This is a genomic window from Acinetobacter sp. YH01020, from assembly GCF_013420275.1.
Taxonomy (GTDB): domain Bacteria; phylum Pseudomonadota; class Gammaproteobacteria; order Pseudomonadales; family Moraxellaceae; genus Acinetobacter; species Acinetobacter amyesii.
Genome location: NZ_VOYN01000044.1, coordinates 16,306 through 31,298, shown reverse-complemented (window position 1 = coordinate 31,298; position 14,993 = coordinate 16,306). Strand labels below are relative to the sequence as shown.

The 14,993-nt window shown below is 41.1% G+C and carries 13 protein-coding genes and 1 pseudogene; 4 read left to right on the top strand and 10 right to left on the bottom strand.

The genetic code is table 11. From position 1 onward, the window contains the following. Positions 1-268 precede the first annotated feature (268 nt). Positions 269-970 (bottom strand): NAD-dependent deacylase, encoded by a 702-nt coding sequence (locus FTT85_RS14390; protein WP_180183834.1) that lies wholly within the window; start codon positions 968-970, stop codon positions 269-271. Between the two features lie 104 nt (positions 971-1,074). Beyond that, a complete protein-coding gene (locus FTT85_RS14385; protein ID WP_180183833.1) occupies positions 1,075-2,010 on the bottom strand; it encodes a LysR substrate-binding domain-containing protein in 936 nt (311 codons plus the stop codon). A 246-nt stretch (positions 2,011-2,256) separates the two neighbouring features. On the opposite strand from FTT85_RS14385, the gene FTT85_RS14380 reads away from it, so the two are divergent. From FTT85_RS14380 to FTT85_RS14370, 3 genes and pseudogenes are all read left to right on the top strand, one after another. Next, positions 2,257-3,477 (top strand): acyl-CoA dehydrogenase, encoded by a 1,221-nt coding sequence (locus FTT85_RS14380; RefSeq protein ID WP_180183832.1) that lies wholly within the window; start codon positions 2,257-2,259, stop codon positions 3,475-3,477. Between the two features lie 209 nt (positions 3,478-3,686). Next, a pseudogene (locus FTT85_RS14375) lies at positions 3,687-5,113 on the top strand (MFS transporter). Between the two features lie 51 nt (positions 5,114-5,164). Then, positions 5,165-6,403, top strand: coding sequence for a CaiB/BaiF CoA-transferase family protein (locus FTT85_RS14370; protein WP_180183831.1), 1,239 nt, complete (start codon positions 5,165-5,167; stop codon positions 6,401-6,403). A 636-nt stretch (positions 6,404-7,039) separates the two neighbouring features. Here the strand turns inward: FTT85_RS14370 and pcaD are convergent. From pcaD to FTT85_RS14340, 6 genes are all read right to left on the bottom strand, one after another. Continuing rightward, positions 7,040-7,819 carry a 3-oxoadipate enol-lactonase gene (gene pcaD, locus FTT85_RS14365; RefSeq protein WP_180183830.1) on the bottom strand — a complete coding sequence of 260 codons (780 nt, stop codon included), beginning with the start codon at positions 7,817-7,819 and terminating at the stop codon, positions 7,040-7,042. A gap of 67 nt (positions 7,820-7,886) precedes the next feature. Then, entirely contained in the window at positions 7,887-9,092 is a 1,206-nt protein-coding gene (pcaF, locus tag FTT85_RS14360; protein WP_180054759.1) for a 3-oxoadipyl-CoA thiolase, read from the bottom strand. Between the two features lie 126 nt (positions 9,093-9,218). Beyond that, positions 9,219-9,869, bottom strand: coding sequence for a 3-oxoacid CoA-transferase subunit B (locus FTT85_RS14355; RefSeq protein WP_078193766.1), 651 nt, complete (start codon positions 9,867-9,869; stop codon positions 9,219-9,221). A gap of 19 nt (positions 9,870-9,888) precedes the next feature. After that, positions 9,889-10,575, bottom strand: coding sequence for a 3-oxoacid CoA-transferase subunit A (locus tag FTT85_RS14350; RefSeq protein ID WP_180023664.1), 687 nt, complete (start codon positions 10,573-10,575; stop codon positions 9,889-9,891). Between the two features lie 154 nt (positions 10,576-10,729). Continuing rightward, complete coding sequence (catC, locus tag FTT85_RS14345) at positions 10,730-11,020, bottom strand: muconolactone Delta-isomerase (protein WP_078190886.1); 291 nt, start codon at positions 11,018-11,020, stop codon at positions 10,730-10,732. A 20-nt stretch (positions 11,021-11,040) separates the two neighbouring features. After that, a complete protein-coding gene (locus tag FTT85_RS14340) occupies positions 11,041-12,150 on the bottom strand; it encodes a muconate/chloromuconate family cycloisomerase (RefSeq protein ID WP_180107046.1) in 1,110 nt (369 codons plus the stop codon). Positions 12,151-12,253: 103 nt separating this feature from the next. Here FTT85_RS14340 and catM point away from each other — a divergent pair, with 103 nt between their 5' ends. Continuing rightward, entirely contained in the window at positions 12,254-13,177 is a 924-nt protein-coding gene (gene catM / locus FTT85_RS14335; protein WP_180059977.1) for a cis,cis-muconate-binding transcription regulator CatM, read from the top strand. A gap of 76 nt (positions 13,178-13,253) precedes the next feature. On the opposite strand, the gene FTT85_RS14330 is transcribed toward catM, so the two are convergent. Together FTT85_RS14330 and FTT85_RS14325 are read right to left on the bottom strand one after the other, a co-directional pair. Continuing rightward, positions 13,254-14,249 (bottom strand): ABC transporter substrate-binding protein, encoded by a 996-nt coding sequence (locus FTT85_RS14330; protein ID WP_180183829.1) that lies wholly within the window; start codon positions 14,247-14,249, stop codon positions 13,254-13,256. A gap of 3 nt (positions 14,250-14,252) precedes the next feature. Then, complete coding sequence (locus tag FTT85_RS14325) at positions 14,253-14,840, bottom strand: ANTAR domain-containing response regulator (RefSeq protein ID WP_078190882.1); 588 nt, start codon at positions 14,838-14,840, stop codon at positions 14,253-14,255. Between the last annotated feature and the right edge of the window lie 153 nt (positions 14,841-14,993).

Below are 14,993 nucleotides of genomic sequence, written 5' to 3'. Positions count from 1 at the left end.
TTCAGCACTGTATGTTCTTCGTTTTTTCGCAAGAGATGCGATGGATGTCTGATTATTTGTAGTCATAAATTTAAGTCCCCACTTGTTTCTAAGTGGGGACTAAATTAAGGCTTATAGGATGAATTCAGAAGGTGTGTTCAGCGGACGCTTACGTATGTCGTGATTTAACTGCAATTGATAAAGTTGAATGGACTAAATATCTGAAAAAGCCTGCCAAGGTAGCAGGCAAAATGATTTTTTGGATCTAGAACAATGCCAAAATGTACTTTTATGGCGCAACTAATTGCTCAAATAGCTTTTTCATGCCTTCGCTGGCACCTGCTTTAATCAGTTCATATTGCTCAGGTACACGCTGATAATCTGCTTTCGGGTCAATATAAAATGCACGGCAGTTAGCAGGAATTTCGTGAATTAATCCAGCCACAGGATATACAGCTAGACTTGTGCCAATCACAATAAAAATATCTGCTGTTTGTACACTTACACTGGCATCTTCATAGGCAGGAACTGCTTCGCCAAACCAGACCACATGTGGCCGTAAAGGATAACCCTCAGGGCATTTGTCGGTCTCTAAGTTTAAATCAGTACCTTCAATAGGGAAAAATTCCTGCGTATATTGTGCCTGAGGGCCAGAGCTTTTTGCGTAACGAATATTGCCATGCAGATGTAGTACATTTTGACTGCCTGCACGTTCATGTAGGTCATCAATATTTTGAGTAATGACTTGTACATCAAAAAAATCATCGAGTTCAGCAATTAATTTATGCGCTGCATTTGGCTCTGCGGCTAAAATATGTTTACGGCGTTCATTATAAAAACGCTGTACTAAAGAAGGGTCACGTGCCCAAGCTTCAGGTGTGGCCACATCTTCAATACGATGCTGCTCCCAAAGACCATCACTATCACGGAAGGTATTGATGCCGCTTTCTGCGCTCATACCAGCACCTGAAAACACCACAATTTTTTGCATAGATATATAGCCTTATATTTTAATTGATGCGTCCATTAGGTACGGTTACATGTATTGAACGAATAATGCAGCGAATTTACTGTACTCAAAATATAGCGACTACTTCAACTCAGCTGATGCAATTCTTGTAGCACCCAATCGACAAATTTTTGTATTTGCGGTGAACTGTCTTGGCTCGAATGGACTAAATAATATTTTCGGCTACCGTGCAGTTTTTTATTTGATGCAATCACCAATTCTTTTTTTCTCAGTTCTGCTTCGATCAGCATTTGTGGAATCAGTGCCATACCCATGCCATGACTGGCTGCCACAGAAAGCATAGAAAATAGTTCATGTCGCTGACCATCAAATGGTTTGGGATGCTGAAGCTGATGGGCTTGAAACCATTCTTGCCAAATACTTGGACGGGTGGTTTGCTGTAATAAGGGCAATTGAAGCAATTCTTCATCGCTTAAATTAAAACTGTGATCATCGGTCATTTCCGCAAGTGGAAAGTTGTTTTCAATCAATTTGGGGGAGCAGACAGGAACCACTTCCTCATCCATTAAATAATGCGCTTGAATGCCAGGCCAATGCTCAATATACTGTTGCGTTCCTGCAAAAATAGCTGCGTCAAAGACATTTTCATTAAACAAAAAAGGTTTGGTACTGGTTTCCAAATGCACGGTAATTTCAGGATGCTGTGCATTTAAATTATTTAATTTTGGCAACAGCCAACGTGTGGCAAACGTTGGCACAACGCCCAGCTTTAAAGTACCGCCTAAGCCTTTGTGCGTCATGATATCAGAGGTGCTTTTTTCGATGCCTTGCAAAAAGGGTTTAATACTTTTTGCATATTGTTTGCCTGCTTCAGTGAGATCTACACCGTGACGCGTTCGGCTAAATAGCGTGACGCCTAGATATTCTTCTAGCTGTTGAATTTGGCGTGACACAGCACTTTGAGTAATAAATAACTCTTGAGAAGCATGCGTATAACTTGCGTGTTTCGCAGCAGATTCAAAGCAAATTAAGCTTTGCAATGATGGAATATTACGCCGCATAGATAAAGTCCTTTTTATCGAGAGGTATCACAAAATGGCATATAAGAATGATTTTCATATACCACTATAGTCTATAAATAAAGCAATCCATCGCTTAAATCAGTGGCTAAAGTGCTTAGCACGCTGTGAACAAAGCTCAGGTATGCGAAAGGCGCATATCTACATGCAAATTAATCGTTTGAATGAATCACTTTTCACACATAGCATCGAATAAAACAAAGAAAGCCCGAAAAAGCAGAGGATGCGATGAATCAAATGGTCAATGTAAAAAAACCAAAAGTACAATTTAACTGGCAAGATCCGTTTCTTTTGGAACAGCAATTAACTGAAGAAGAACGCATGATTCGCGATACTGCGCATGCATACTGTCAAGAGCGTTTACAGCCACGTGTACTCGAACAATTTCGCCATGAAAAAACCGATGCATCTATTTTCCGAGAAATGGGCGAACTTGGCTTACTTGGCCCAACGATTCCAGAGCAATACGGCGGCGCAGGTCTAAACTATGTTAGCTACGGTCTAGTTGCGCGTGAAATTGAATATGTGGATTCTGGCTACCGCTCAATGGCCAGCGTTCAAAGTTGTTTGGTGATGGTGCCAATTAATGAATTTGGCTCTGAAGAGCAAAAACAGAAATACCTACCAAAACTGGCAACAGGCGAATACATTGGCTGTTTTGGTTTAACTGAACCAGATCATGGCTCTGACCCAGGTAGCATGATTACTCGTGCAAAAAAAGTCGAAGGTGGCTATCGTCTCAGGGGTGCAAAAATGTGGATTACCAACAACCCAATTGCCGACGTGTTTGTTGTTTGGGCGAAAGAAGTATCGCCTGAAGGTAATGTTGGTGACATTCGTGGTTTTATTTTAGAAAAAGGCTGGGAAGGTCTATCCGCTCCTGCAATTCACGGTAAAGTTGGCTTACGTGCATCGATTACCGGTGAAATTGTGATGGACAATGTCTTTGTCCCTGAAGAGAATGCTTTTCCAGAAGTACGTGGTTTAAAAGGTCCATTTACCTGTCTAAATAGTGCTCGTTATGGTATCGCTTGGGGCGCAATGGGCGCCGCAGAATTCTGCTGGCATACAGCGCACCAATATACTATGGACCGTAAACAGTTTGGCCGACCATTGGCAGCGAATCAGCTGATTCAAAAGAAACTTGCAGATATGCAAACTGAGATTGCCTTGGGTTTACAAGCTGCGCTTCGATTTGGACGTATGAAAGATGAAGGCATTGCTGCTGTAGAAGGCACATCACTCATTAAACGTAACAACTGTGGCAAGGCTTTAGATATTGCCCGTGTTGCGCGTGACATGATGGGTGGTAACGGCATTTCTGATGAGTTTGGTGTTGCCCGCCATCTGGTCAATCTCGAAGTCGTCAACACGTATGAAGGAACGCATGATGTACATGCACTGATCTTAGGTCGTGCGCAAACAGGCATCGCGGCTTTTAGTAACTAATTGAATTCAATATCAATAGGGCGCTCTGCATAGAGTGCCTTAGAGACTTTTTATGCAAAAATAAACTTAATCAATAAAGGATTCATCGTGAAACACTCTTGTAACTCTGTGCAATAGCCTGAGCAGTGATGAAATAAAAAGAATAAAAAAGGCAAATGTGCAGACATAGGAATGCCGATGACTCATTTGGGAAAATGAGGAACAAGGAAATGAATAACGAAATGCAAAACGGAGCAGGAACGCTCAAATTGCCTTCTAACGTGGGCACGATGCATCGGATTACCAGCAACACTTGGAAAATGGCTTTTATTTTTGCCTTTATTTCCTTGGTGATTGATGGTGTAGACATCATGTTGCTGTCATTCAGCCTGACCAGTTTAAAGGCTGAATTTGGTTTAAGTACATTTTAAGCCGGAATGCTCGGTAGTTCTTCTTTAGCAGGGATGGCGCTGGGTGGTATTTCGGGTGGATGGGCGTGCGATAAATTTGGCCGTGTGAAAACTATTGCTTTGTCGGTAGTATTTTTCTCAATCATGACCTGTATTTTAGGCTTTACCCAAAGCTATGAACAATTTTTAATTTTACGTTTTATTGGCGCATTTGGTCTGGGCTCACTTTATATGGCGTGTAATACGCTGATGGCAGAATATGTACCAACCAAATACCGCACAACAGTACTTGGGACTTTGCAAACGGGTCAAACTGTGGGGTATATCGTTGCAACGCTGATGGCGGGTGCCATTATTCCAGATCACGGCTGGCGCATGCTATTTTATGTCACCATTATTCCTGCTGCTTTGCCCTGATCTTTATGCGTTTTGTACCTGAACCAAAATCTTGGCAGGAAGCAAAAATTGAGCAGCTAAAACGCCGTGAATTAAAACTTGAACCTGTACAGCAACATGCTGCAGTCAATCAAAATGCACCTTCTGAAAGTATTTATAAACGTATTTTTGGGCATACCAATCATCGTAAAATGTTCTTCTTTTGGATGTCGACCGCTGCATTTCTACAATTCGGTTACTACGGTGTCAACAACTGGATGCCAACGTATCTAGAAACCGAACTCAGCATGAACTTTAAAGCCATGACAGGCTATATGGTAGGCGCATATACAGCCATGATTCTGGGTAAAATTTTAGCAGGCTATGCCGCTGACAAATTTGGACGTCGTATTACCTTTGTGTTTGGTACGGTAGCTACGGCAGCATTCTTACCGATCATCATTTTCTATAACACACCAACCAACATCGCCTATTTACTCGTAACTTTCGGTTTCCTATACGGTATTCCATACGGTGTAAATGCAACGTATATGGCAGAAAGTTTCTCTACGGATGTACGCGGAACAGCGATTGGCGGTGCTTACAATATGGGACGTTTAGGCGCAGCCATAGCACCAGCAACCATTGGTATGATTGCTGCTGGCGGATCGTTCACTATGGCCTTTATTGTGATGGGTGCTGCTTACTTTATTGCAGGTGTTATTCCGGGCTTGTTCATCCGTGAACGCCAATATGACCCACAGCAAGCATCACTTTCTTCAGATGCGGAAAAAGAAAAACTGGCAAGTTTAGATACACATGTTGCTGATGCAGAGCAAAAAGCGTCTGCAAAAACTGCAACAGTAAAATAATTAAAAATATCTGTGCCATAGCTCAATACTATGGCACATCTGGAGTGAACTATGGGTGCATTAAAAGGAATTCGCGTATTGGACTTAAGCCGTGTTTTGGCAGGTCCTTGGTGCGGTCAAATATTGGCTGATTTAGGTGCAGAGGTAATCAAAATTGAGCGTCCTAAAGTAGGGGATGATACCCGTATGTGGGGACCACCTTGGATGCCAAATCAGCAAGGTCAAGCGACGAAAGAATCAGGCTATTACCAATCTGCGAACCGTCACAAATATTCTGTAGCCATTGATATTGCCAGTGAAGAAGGGCAAGCCCTAGTCCGTGAAATTGCCCAAACTGCAGATGTCGTGATTGAAAACTACAAAGCAGGCTCACTTGCCAAATATGGTTTGGATTATGCATCGCTCAGTGCGCTAAATCCAAATATCGTATATTGCTCAATTACAGGTTTTGGTCAGGATGGTCCACGTGCGGAAGAACCAGGCTATGACTTTATCATTCAAGGTATGTCCGGTTTGATGAGTATTACTGGTGAATCTGATGATGTAATCGGTGGTGGCGCACAAAAGGTAGGGGTCGCTGTGGTCGATATTCAGACCGGACTGTACTCAACGATTGCCATTCAGGCGGCATTGTTGGCGCGGCAGCATACAGGACGCGGTCAATATATCGATATGTCATTACTCGATGTACAGGTGGCGGCGCTAGCCAATCAAGGTATGAACTATTTGACCTCGGGTAAAGCACCTAAACGTATGGGAAATAATCACCCGAATATCGTACCCTATCAAACCTTTAAAGCTAAAGATAAAGAATTTATTATTGCCTGTGGTAATGACAAACAATTTAAAGATTTGTGTATTGCGATTGGCTATAAAGAACTGCTAGATCAGCCGAACTATTTACGTAATCAAGATCGGGTGAAGCACCGTGAAGAATTGATTCCATTATTGAGTGCCTATTTTCTGACACAAGATGCTCAAGTTTGGGTTGATGCGATTCATGCGGTAAAAGTGCCAGTGGGTGTAATCAACTCTGTAGAAGACGCATTAAATGAACCGCAAATTCAACATCGTCAAATGGTGGTGAATATTCCACATGCTTTAAATCATGATTTTAAAGTGATTGGATCACCGATGAAATTATCTGATACGCCTGTAGAATACCGTCATGCACCGCCGCAGTTAGGGCAGCACACAATCGAAATTTTGTCCCAATTTAAAACTGAAGCTGAATTAAATGAATTGGCTGCACAAGGTATCATTGATCAACTCAATCATCCTGCAGCTTAAAATTTCATGGGATTATTCTTCAAACTATTCTTCAATATATGGGCTTAAACGCCTATGTGGAATGAGTGGAGTTAAAAGTTTAGACCGAAGGACTCCAATACTTCGGTCTTTTTCAATATCAATATTCATTTACGGAGTGCTTTTAATGTTAATTTTCTAGATAAAGTATAATTATTCATTAAAGCTTGGGCCTGCAATACGGTCTTTATTTTTTCGTATGAAAGAGATGTCCATACTTTTGCGCCTTGATATTTTTTCTTTAAGCTATAACTTTAAAATTCTGGAATCCACAAACCAATTTCCGCAATGCTGCAGGCAATAAGCATTTATATGCCTATTTTTCAAGTCTACTAATTGCACAGAAAGATCTCGATACCACCTCCATTGGCGAGAGTATAAGTCTTTATATCCTTAATACGCTGAGTTGTAACATCTGCATTAGAAATCGTAGAACTAAAGCCAATGATTAAACTAGAAAGCAATATTGATCCGTTTTTTATATAGATGAATCATTCTTCTAATTGTCCATTTATTTTAAGAACGGACATTAAATCAAAGCCTTCAAACGAAATAAAGCCCTGCACAATGGTAAGGCTCTATTTTAATAACATTACATTGAATTTGTTCAGCTGCTTATTATTGCTGTATAAAATTCTGCAAAGCCTGATTAAATGCATCTGGCTGTTCGATGTTTGAAATATGCGATGCATTAATTTCAAATAATTGGCTATTTGCAATGTGTTCTTGCATGAATTGACTATCTGCAACTGTAGTTACAGGGTCTTGTTGACCTGCAATAATTAATACAGGTACGTGAATAGACGAGATTTCGTTGCGTAAATCCGCTTTAGCCAAAGCTTCACAACAACTTGCATAACCTTCTGGGCTGCCAGCTCCGAGGTCGTTACTCAAAGATTGTACAGTTGCCGTGTTACTTTGAATAAAGGGTTCTGTAAACCATCGTGATGCTGCCGTTTCTGCAATTGGTTTCAAACCTTGTTGACGGACTAACTGTGCACGTTCATTCCAAGCTGATTCTTGCCCAATTTTTGCAGCGGTATTGCATACAATGACATGGTTAAAGCGTTCAGGATGATGTATTGCAAGCCATTGACCTGTTAAACCACCCATCGATATTCCACAAAATGTGGCCTGTTGAATATTTAAATGATCCAATAAATGGATGACATCTGTACCCAATTGATCAAGGCTATAAGGCTCTTGAGGGGCTGAAGATGCACCATGACCACGTGTATCATAACAAATCACAAAATAATCCTGCTGCAGCGCCTCTATCTGAGGCTTCCACATGTTGAACTTTGTGCCTAAAGAATTAGAAAAGACAATCGCAGGTTTGTTGGTATCACCAAAAGTTGCGTAATTAATCAAAGCATCATTGGATATGAATGTAGGCATGTTTTGAATCCTTAATTTTATAAATTCCCCTAAATCCCCCTTTGATAAGGAGGACTTTTATTGAGGATTAAACACGTTCAATAATCAAAGCGATGCCTTGACCGACACCAATGCACATCGAACAGAGGGCATATTGACCTGAAATTGCCTCAAGTTGATTTAACGCAGTCGTCACTAAACGGGCTCCAGATGCACCTAAAGGATGCCCCAAAGCAATAGCGCCACCGTTTGGATTGACATGTTTAGCACCATCTTCCAAACCTAGTTCACGGGTAACCGCTAAGGCTTGAGCCGCAAAAGCTTCATTCAGCTCGATTACATCCATTTGTTCAAGGCTTAGACCTGTTTGAGCTAATAGCTTTTTGATGGCAGGCGCAGGACCAAAGCCCATGATTTTGGGTTCAACACCCACCACCGTTGCCGCAATAATTTTGGCCCGTGGCTTTAACTTAAATTTGTTAACAGCATCATCTGAAGCAATCAGTAGTGCAGCTGCACCATCATTGATTCCTGAAGCATTGCCCGCAGTTACCGTACCATCTGCTTTCACCACAGGTTTGAGTTTTGCCAAACCTTCTGCTGTCGTCGATGCGCGTGGATGCTCATCTGTATCGACTATCAGTGGGTCGCCTTTACGCTGTGGAATGATTACAGAGATGATTTCTTTCTCAAAAAAACCATTGGCTTGTGCAGCAGCTGTACGGCGCTGACTTTCTAAGGCAAAAGCATCTTGATCAGCACGGTTAATATTGAATTGTTCTGCCACATTTTCAGCGGTTTGAGGCATGGTTTCCACGCCATACATTTGTTTGAGTATTGGATTGATAAAACGCCAGCCCATGGTGGTGTCTTCAATCTTTTGGCTGCGTCCATAAGCACTTTCCGATTTACCCATAACAAAGGGCGCACGGGACATACTTTCAACACCGCCAGCAATAATTAAGTCTGCTTCATTTGCTTTAATTGCACGGGCTGCCATCGCAATTGCATCAAGTGATGAACCACAAAGTCGGTTCACAGTTGTAGCAGGAACTTGAAAAGGTACACCTGCGAGTAGCGACGACATTCGTGCAACATTACGGTTATCTTCACCGGCTTGGTTCGCACAGCCGTAAATCACGTCATCAACAGACTCCCAAGCAATACTTGGATTTCGCTGCATCAGTGCCTTGATAGGTAAGGCACCTAGGTCATCGGTACGTACTGCTGCTAAACCGCCCGCATAGCGACCGAAAGGGGTGCGGATTGCATCAATAATATAGGCATTTTTCATTTTATAAATCCTAAAAACTCAGCTCCTCCCTTTTTAAAGGGAGGTTGGGAGGGATTTACAGGAAGTTAATTTTTTAATATTAATCCTCCCTAAATCCCTCCTTTAATCAAGGAGGGACTCTTTGCTTTAAGCTGTCGTATCTATCAGCTTTGCACCGGTCATTGACTGTAATTCGTCAAAGCTCAGACCCTCAACTTTTTCAATCACTTTCATGCCTTCAACTGTTACATCAATCACGCACAAATCTGTGTAAATACGATCGACACATTGCAGGCCTGTCGCAGGGTATGACAATTCGGCGACAATTTTCGGTTCACCTTTTTTGGTCACATGGTCTGTAGTAATAAAGACTTTTTTCGCCCCAACAGCCAAATCCATTGCACCACCTACAGCAGGAATTGCATCTGGCGCACCAGTATGCCAATTTGCTAAGTCACCATTTTGGGCAACCTGAAAAGCGCCTAATACTGCAATATCTAAATGACCGCCACGCATCATGGCAAAAGAGTCACCGTGATGAAAAAAGCAGCCACCCGTTTGCATAGTGACAAACTCTTTTCCTGCATTAATTAATTCAGGGTCTTCTTCGCCTTTAGCCGGAGGAGGACCAAAAGCCAAAAGTCCATTTTCTGAATGTAGAAATACATCTTTGTCTGTTGGTAAATAATTTGAAATTTTAGTGGGTAAGCCAATGCCTAAATTGACATAAGCACCATCTGGAATATCCTGTGCAACACGTTCTGCAATTTGATCACGGGTTAATTTGGTATAGCTCATGGTTCTTTCCTCACGTGATTTATGCAGATTGCTCAAGCTGTGCAGATTGAACAGCCACGACATGTTGTACAAAAATACCAGGGGTAATAATGTGCTCTGGGTCTAATGCACCAAGTTCAACCACTTCTGAGACTTGAGCAATCGTCACATCTGCCGCCATGGCCATAATGGGGCCAAAGTTACGCGCTGATTTGTTGTAAACCAAGTTGCCCCAGCGGTCGCCCTGATGTGCTTTGATTAAAGCAAAATCGGCCTTAATTGGATTTTCGAGAACAAAATCTTTGCCTTCATAATTGAGTGTAGGTTTGCCTTCTGCCAACAACGTACCAAAACCTGTTGGTGTATAAATTGGACCCAAACCCATGCCTGCCGCCTGAATACGGCAAGCCAAATTACCTTGTGGTACAAGCTCAAGTTCTATTTTTCCTGCACGGTATAGCTTATCGAATACCCAAGAGTCCGATTGGCGAGGGAAAGAACAAATCATCTTACGGACAGCACCAGCTTTGAGTAATTTAGCAAGTCCATAGTCACCATTACCTGCATTGTTGTTGACGATGATGAGATCTTTGATGCCAAGTTCTATCAATCCATCAATCAGTTCAGCAGGCTGACCAGCCGTACCGAAGCCGCCGATCATAATGGTTGATCCATCCTTAATTTGAGAAAGTGCTTCTGTTAAGGAAGCGGTACTTTTATCAATCATGCTACGATCCTTCATCAAGAACGATAAAACTATTTACCTGACTAACCACTTCAGTCATGTAAGGCAGATAATCTTTTATTTCAAATATTTACAAACTTAAAAATGCAGATCAATGGACTTCAATCATGTGCTACACAATTGGAATCCAATCGCATCAGCTATCATCACTACGAACAGAAGAGGGATGACGATTTAAAGCCATAACTTCAATATTCATATACGGGTAAAGGGGTAATCCTTGTAAAATGTTGTGTAACTCTTCATTGCTTTCAACATCAAAAATACTGATATTTGAATATTGACCAGTAATGCGCCAGATATGGCGCCATTTACCTTGACGTTGTAGATCTTGTGAATATGCCTTTTCTACAGCTTTAATTTCATTGGCTTTTTCGACTGGCATATCTAATGGAATATTGACATCCATGCGTACTTGGAAAAGCATTTCTCACTCCTAGCTAAATGTTATTTGCGACGTAAGTCATCAATTTTGTTTTCATCAATTTCAATCCCTAAACCCGCTGTGGTCGGAATCTTGAGTTCGAAATCTTGATATTGAAGTGGGGTTTTTAAAATTTCTTCAGTTAGCAGCAATGGACCAAAAAGCTCTGTGCCATAAGCTAAATTGTCAAATGTAGAAAATGCATGTGCCGATGCAATAGTGCCCACAGGGCCTTCAAGCATGGTTCCACCATATAAATCGATACCCGCAAGTTTGGCGATTTTAGAAACCTCACAGCCTTCGATTAAACCGCCAGACTGTGCAACTTTGACTGCAAAAACAGATGCAGAATTGTGCCGCGCAAGTTGATATGCCGTTTGCGGGCCCATCAGTGATTCATCTGCCATAATGGCTATATCAAAACGACGAGTTAAACGGCGCATCGCGTCAATGTTATCGATCGCGCAAGGCTGCTCAATCAGATCAACACCACCATCTTGTAACAATTGAATGCCTTTAATGGCATCTAATTCAGACCATGCACGGTTGACATCTACACGTATAGAAATGTCTGAACCTAATGCTTTTTTAATGGCTAAAACATGCTCAACATCAGCTTCAACGGGGCGTGAACCGATTTTAAGTTTGAAAATATTGTGTCGTTTTGCCGCAATCATCTTTTGTGCTTCGGCAATGTCTTTTTCCGTATTGCCAGATGCAAGTACCCAAAGAACAGGTAAGCTGTCACGTAAACGACCGCCCAATAATTCACTCAAAGGCAGATTTAAACGCTGCGCCAAAATATCAAGTAGCGCCGTTTGAATGGCACATTTAGCAAAGCGATTGCCGTTAATATTACGTTTAATGGCTTGCATGGTTTGAGCAACATTCAAACCAGTGAGAGTTTTCAGTAAAGGACTAAAATAAGTTTCAATATTGATTCGAATGCTTTCAGGGCTTTCTTCACCATAGCCTAGACCACCAATCGTCGTCGCTTCACCCCAACCGATATAACCATCTTCGGTAGTGATTTTAATCAAAACAAGGGTTTGCGTTTGCATGGTTGCAACAGCCATCTTGTGCGGACGGATTGTTGGGATTTCCACGAGCAGGGTTTCAATCGACTTATACATCTTGCATATTTCTTATCTATCCAACTATTTATATACCCTAATTTAATGTAATATCTTTAACTAGAGCGATTTTGGTATTTTTAGATACTTAAAAGGTATATAAATGGAATTAAGGCACTTACGTTACTTTGTCACCGTGGTTGAAGAGCAAAGTATTACCAAGGCAGCAGAAAAATTATGTATTGCTCAGCCACCTTTGAGCCGCCAAATTCAAAAGCTTGAAGAAGAACTGGGCATTACCTTGTTTGAGCGTGGTTCTAGACCCGTGAAAACCACAGAAGCTGGTATGTTCTTTTATGAGCATGCTGTGCAGATATTGACGCATACCGCCCAGGCCACAACCATGGCACAGCGAATTAATGCCGTTGATAAAACTGTCCGCATTGGTTATGTCAGTTCGCTTTTATACGCATTATTGCCGCAAATTATTTATCTATTTCGACAACGCAACCCAGATATTCATGTTGAACTCATAGAATGTGGCACACGCGACCAGATTGAAGCCTTAAAAACCGGTCGAATCGATATTGGTTTTGGACGACTTCGCTTAACCGATCCGTCCATTAAACGTGTTTTATTAAGAAAAGAAGCGCTACGTTTAGCTATTCATAAAAACCATCATTTGGCTGAATTTAAAGACAAAGGCATTTATCTTTCTCAAATTTTAGATGAACCAATTTTTGCCTACCCAACAACACCTAAACCGAATTTTTCCACCCTCATTCAATCGATATTTACCGAATTAGGACTTGTACCTAAACATTTAACCGAAGTGCGTGAAATTCATATGGCTTTGGGCTTGGTGGCGTCAGGAGAGGGCATTTCCCTGATTCCTGAAAGTGCCAGTGATATTGGCATGAAAAATTTGATGTACATCCCAATCTTAGATTTGGAAGCCTATAGTCCAATTTCTTTGTCGGTGCGCAATATGGATCATAGTAATTACATTCCAAAGATACTGGATTGCATTCGTGAAGTCTTCGTTGAAGAAAATATCGACTTACACGCCATCGATGCAGATGCATAACTAATCAAGGTTTCATGGTCGATGTAACACAAGATCCACTATTCAGATGATAGGGTCTTATGGAATATCAATCACTTCAGCCCAAAGCATCCTGATAAATACAAGATTGTGCTATTTCAAAAATCTTTTCATCTTCAATATTTAATTGATCGTATTGCTGCATTTTTTGAATCATCCATTCTAAGTCTGACGTTTGTGGCGCTTGGGTCTTGCCAAAATTTTGAATGATGCTTTTGATCCGATGAAAAGCCTCGACGTGAATCTGCTCAGAACAATCAAAACGGATGATGTGATATTGCTTTAACAAAGAAAATATTTCAGAGAAATACGTTTGTTGAAGTAGATCGTTTTGGGCTTTTTGGATGGCAAGATGGATTGCCTTTAAGGTATTGGGATGTTTTTCTGCCCAATCATGGGTAAAAGCCAAAACTTTATCTGGAATATGATCAATAATATCTTGGCTATTGACGATAATACGACTATAGCCTTGTATTTCAGCTTGCGTATTCCACGGCTCTCCAACACAGAATCCATCAATTCGTTGCGTTGATATTGCTTCCACCATATAAGGCGGTGGTAGAGTTGAAAAGTTCTGTGTTTGAGCAATTTCTGTGTCGGCAAGTGCCAGCCATTCTCTTAAAATATAATGATGAATCGAATGCTGAAAAACATGTGCCAACTGAATCATTTGATTCTGTTTTATCGCAGATACGATTTTCTCTGCTGAATTAATTGGTAGATCTAATGCATGGATATTTAATTCATAGCACAGCTTTTGACTCAAACTAATATAAGCACAATTAGTACTGAGTGTAAGAGAGGTTTGTAAGGGAATGCCGAGATGGTCTTTACCCGTCACAGACGCAGGCAGCATGGCCGATAAGCAATGGGCAGCATCTAAAAAACCAAAAGCTAGACGGTCGCGTAAACTTGCCCAAGACGGTTCTTGAGTCAGTGTGACATTTAACCCTTGTTCAGCAAAATATCCTTGATGTTCTGCCCAGAGCAAAGCAACACAGTCGAGTAAAGGAATATAGCCCAATTGAATATCTGTTTTTTCAAGCTTTTGCATGGTTTATTCCTTAAATTGAGACTGTAACAGTGCTTGCGCATCAAGCAGCCGGCGCGCCATTTCACCCATTGTCATACGGTGACTCATGGCATTTTTTCTCAGCAAATTAAATGCTTGATCTTCGGTTAATCCATGCATTTGTATTAAAAGCACTTTGGCTTTTTCAATATCTTTTCGATCGGCCAATTTGCACTTGGTTTCAGCCAAATCATTCAGCAGTTTTTTATGCTTTTTATATTGTTCAATCGAAATTTCTAAAATGCTATTCAAACGTGCAGGGTCAATACCATCGACAATATATGCTGTCACACCCGCATCAATCGCGCTTCGGATAATTTCGAGACTCGAATTTTTAGTGAATAGAACAGTCGGTAAGTCAAATTGGCTGACACAGCTTTCAATGACATCGCGATGCGGATGATCCATATCCAATAAAATCACATCTGCCTGAATATTTTGCAGATATGACATATTTAAATGATCAATCATGAAACTGGCGACCACATCAAAGTCATGTTGAATTAATGAGGCTTGAATAAATTCAGCGCGTTCTTGATCATCATCAATTAGGGCTATTTTTAGTTTTGGCATGCAAACGCTCAGACAGAGCCAAACAAATACGTATTGAGTTTTCTAAGCAATTTAAATGCCAAATTTTAAGACAATACAAAATATAAATCTGCTTCTAAGTTTGAGCAAAGTTATATTCGCATTTTCAAATTGAACCATTTCCGTGCACTGATC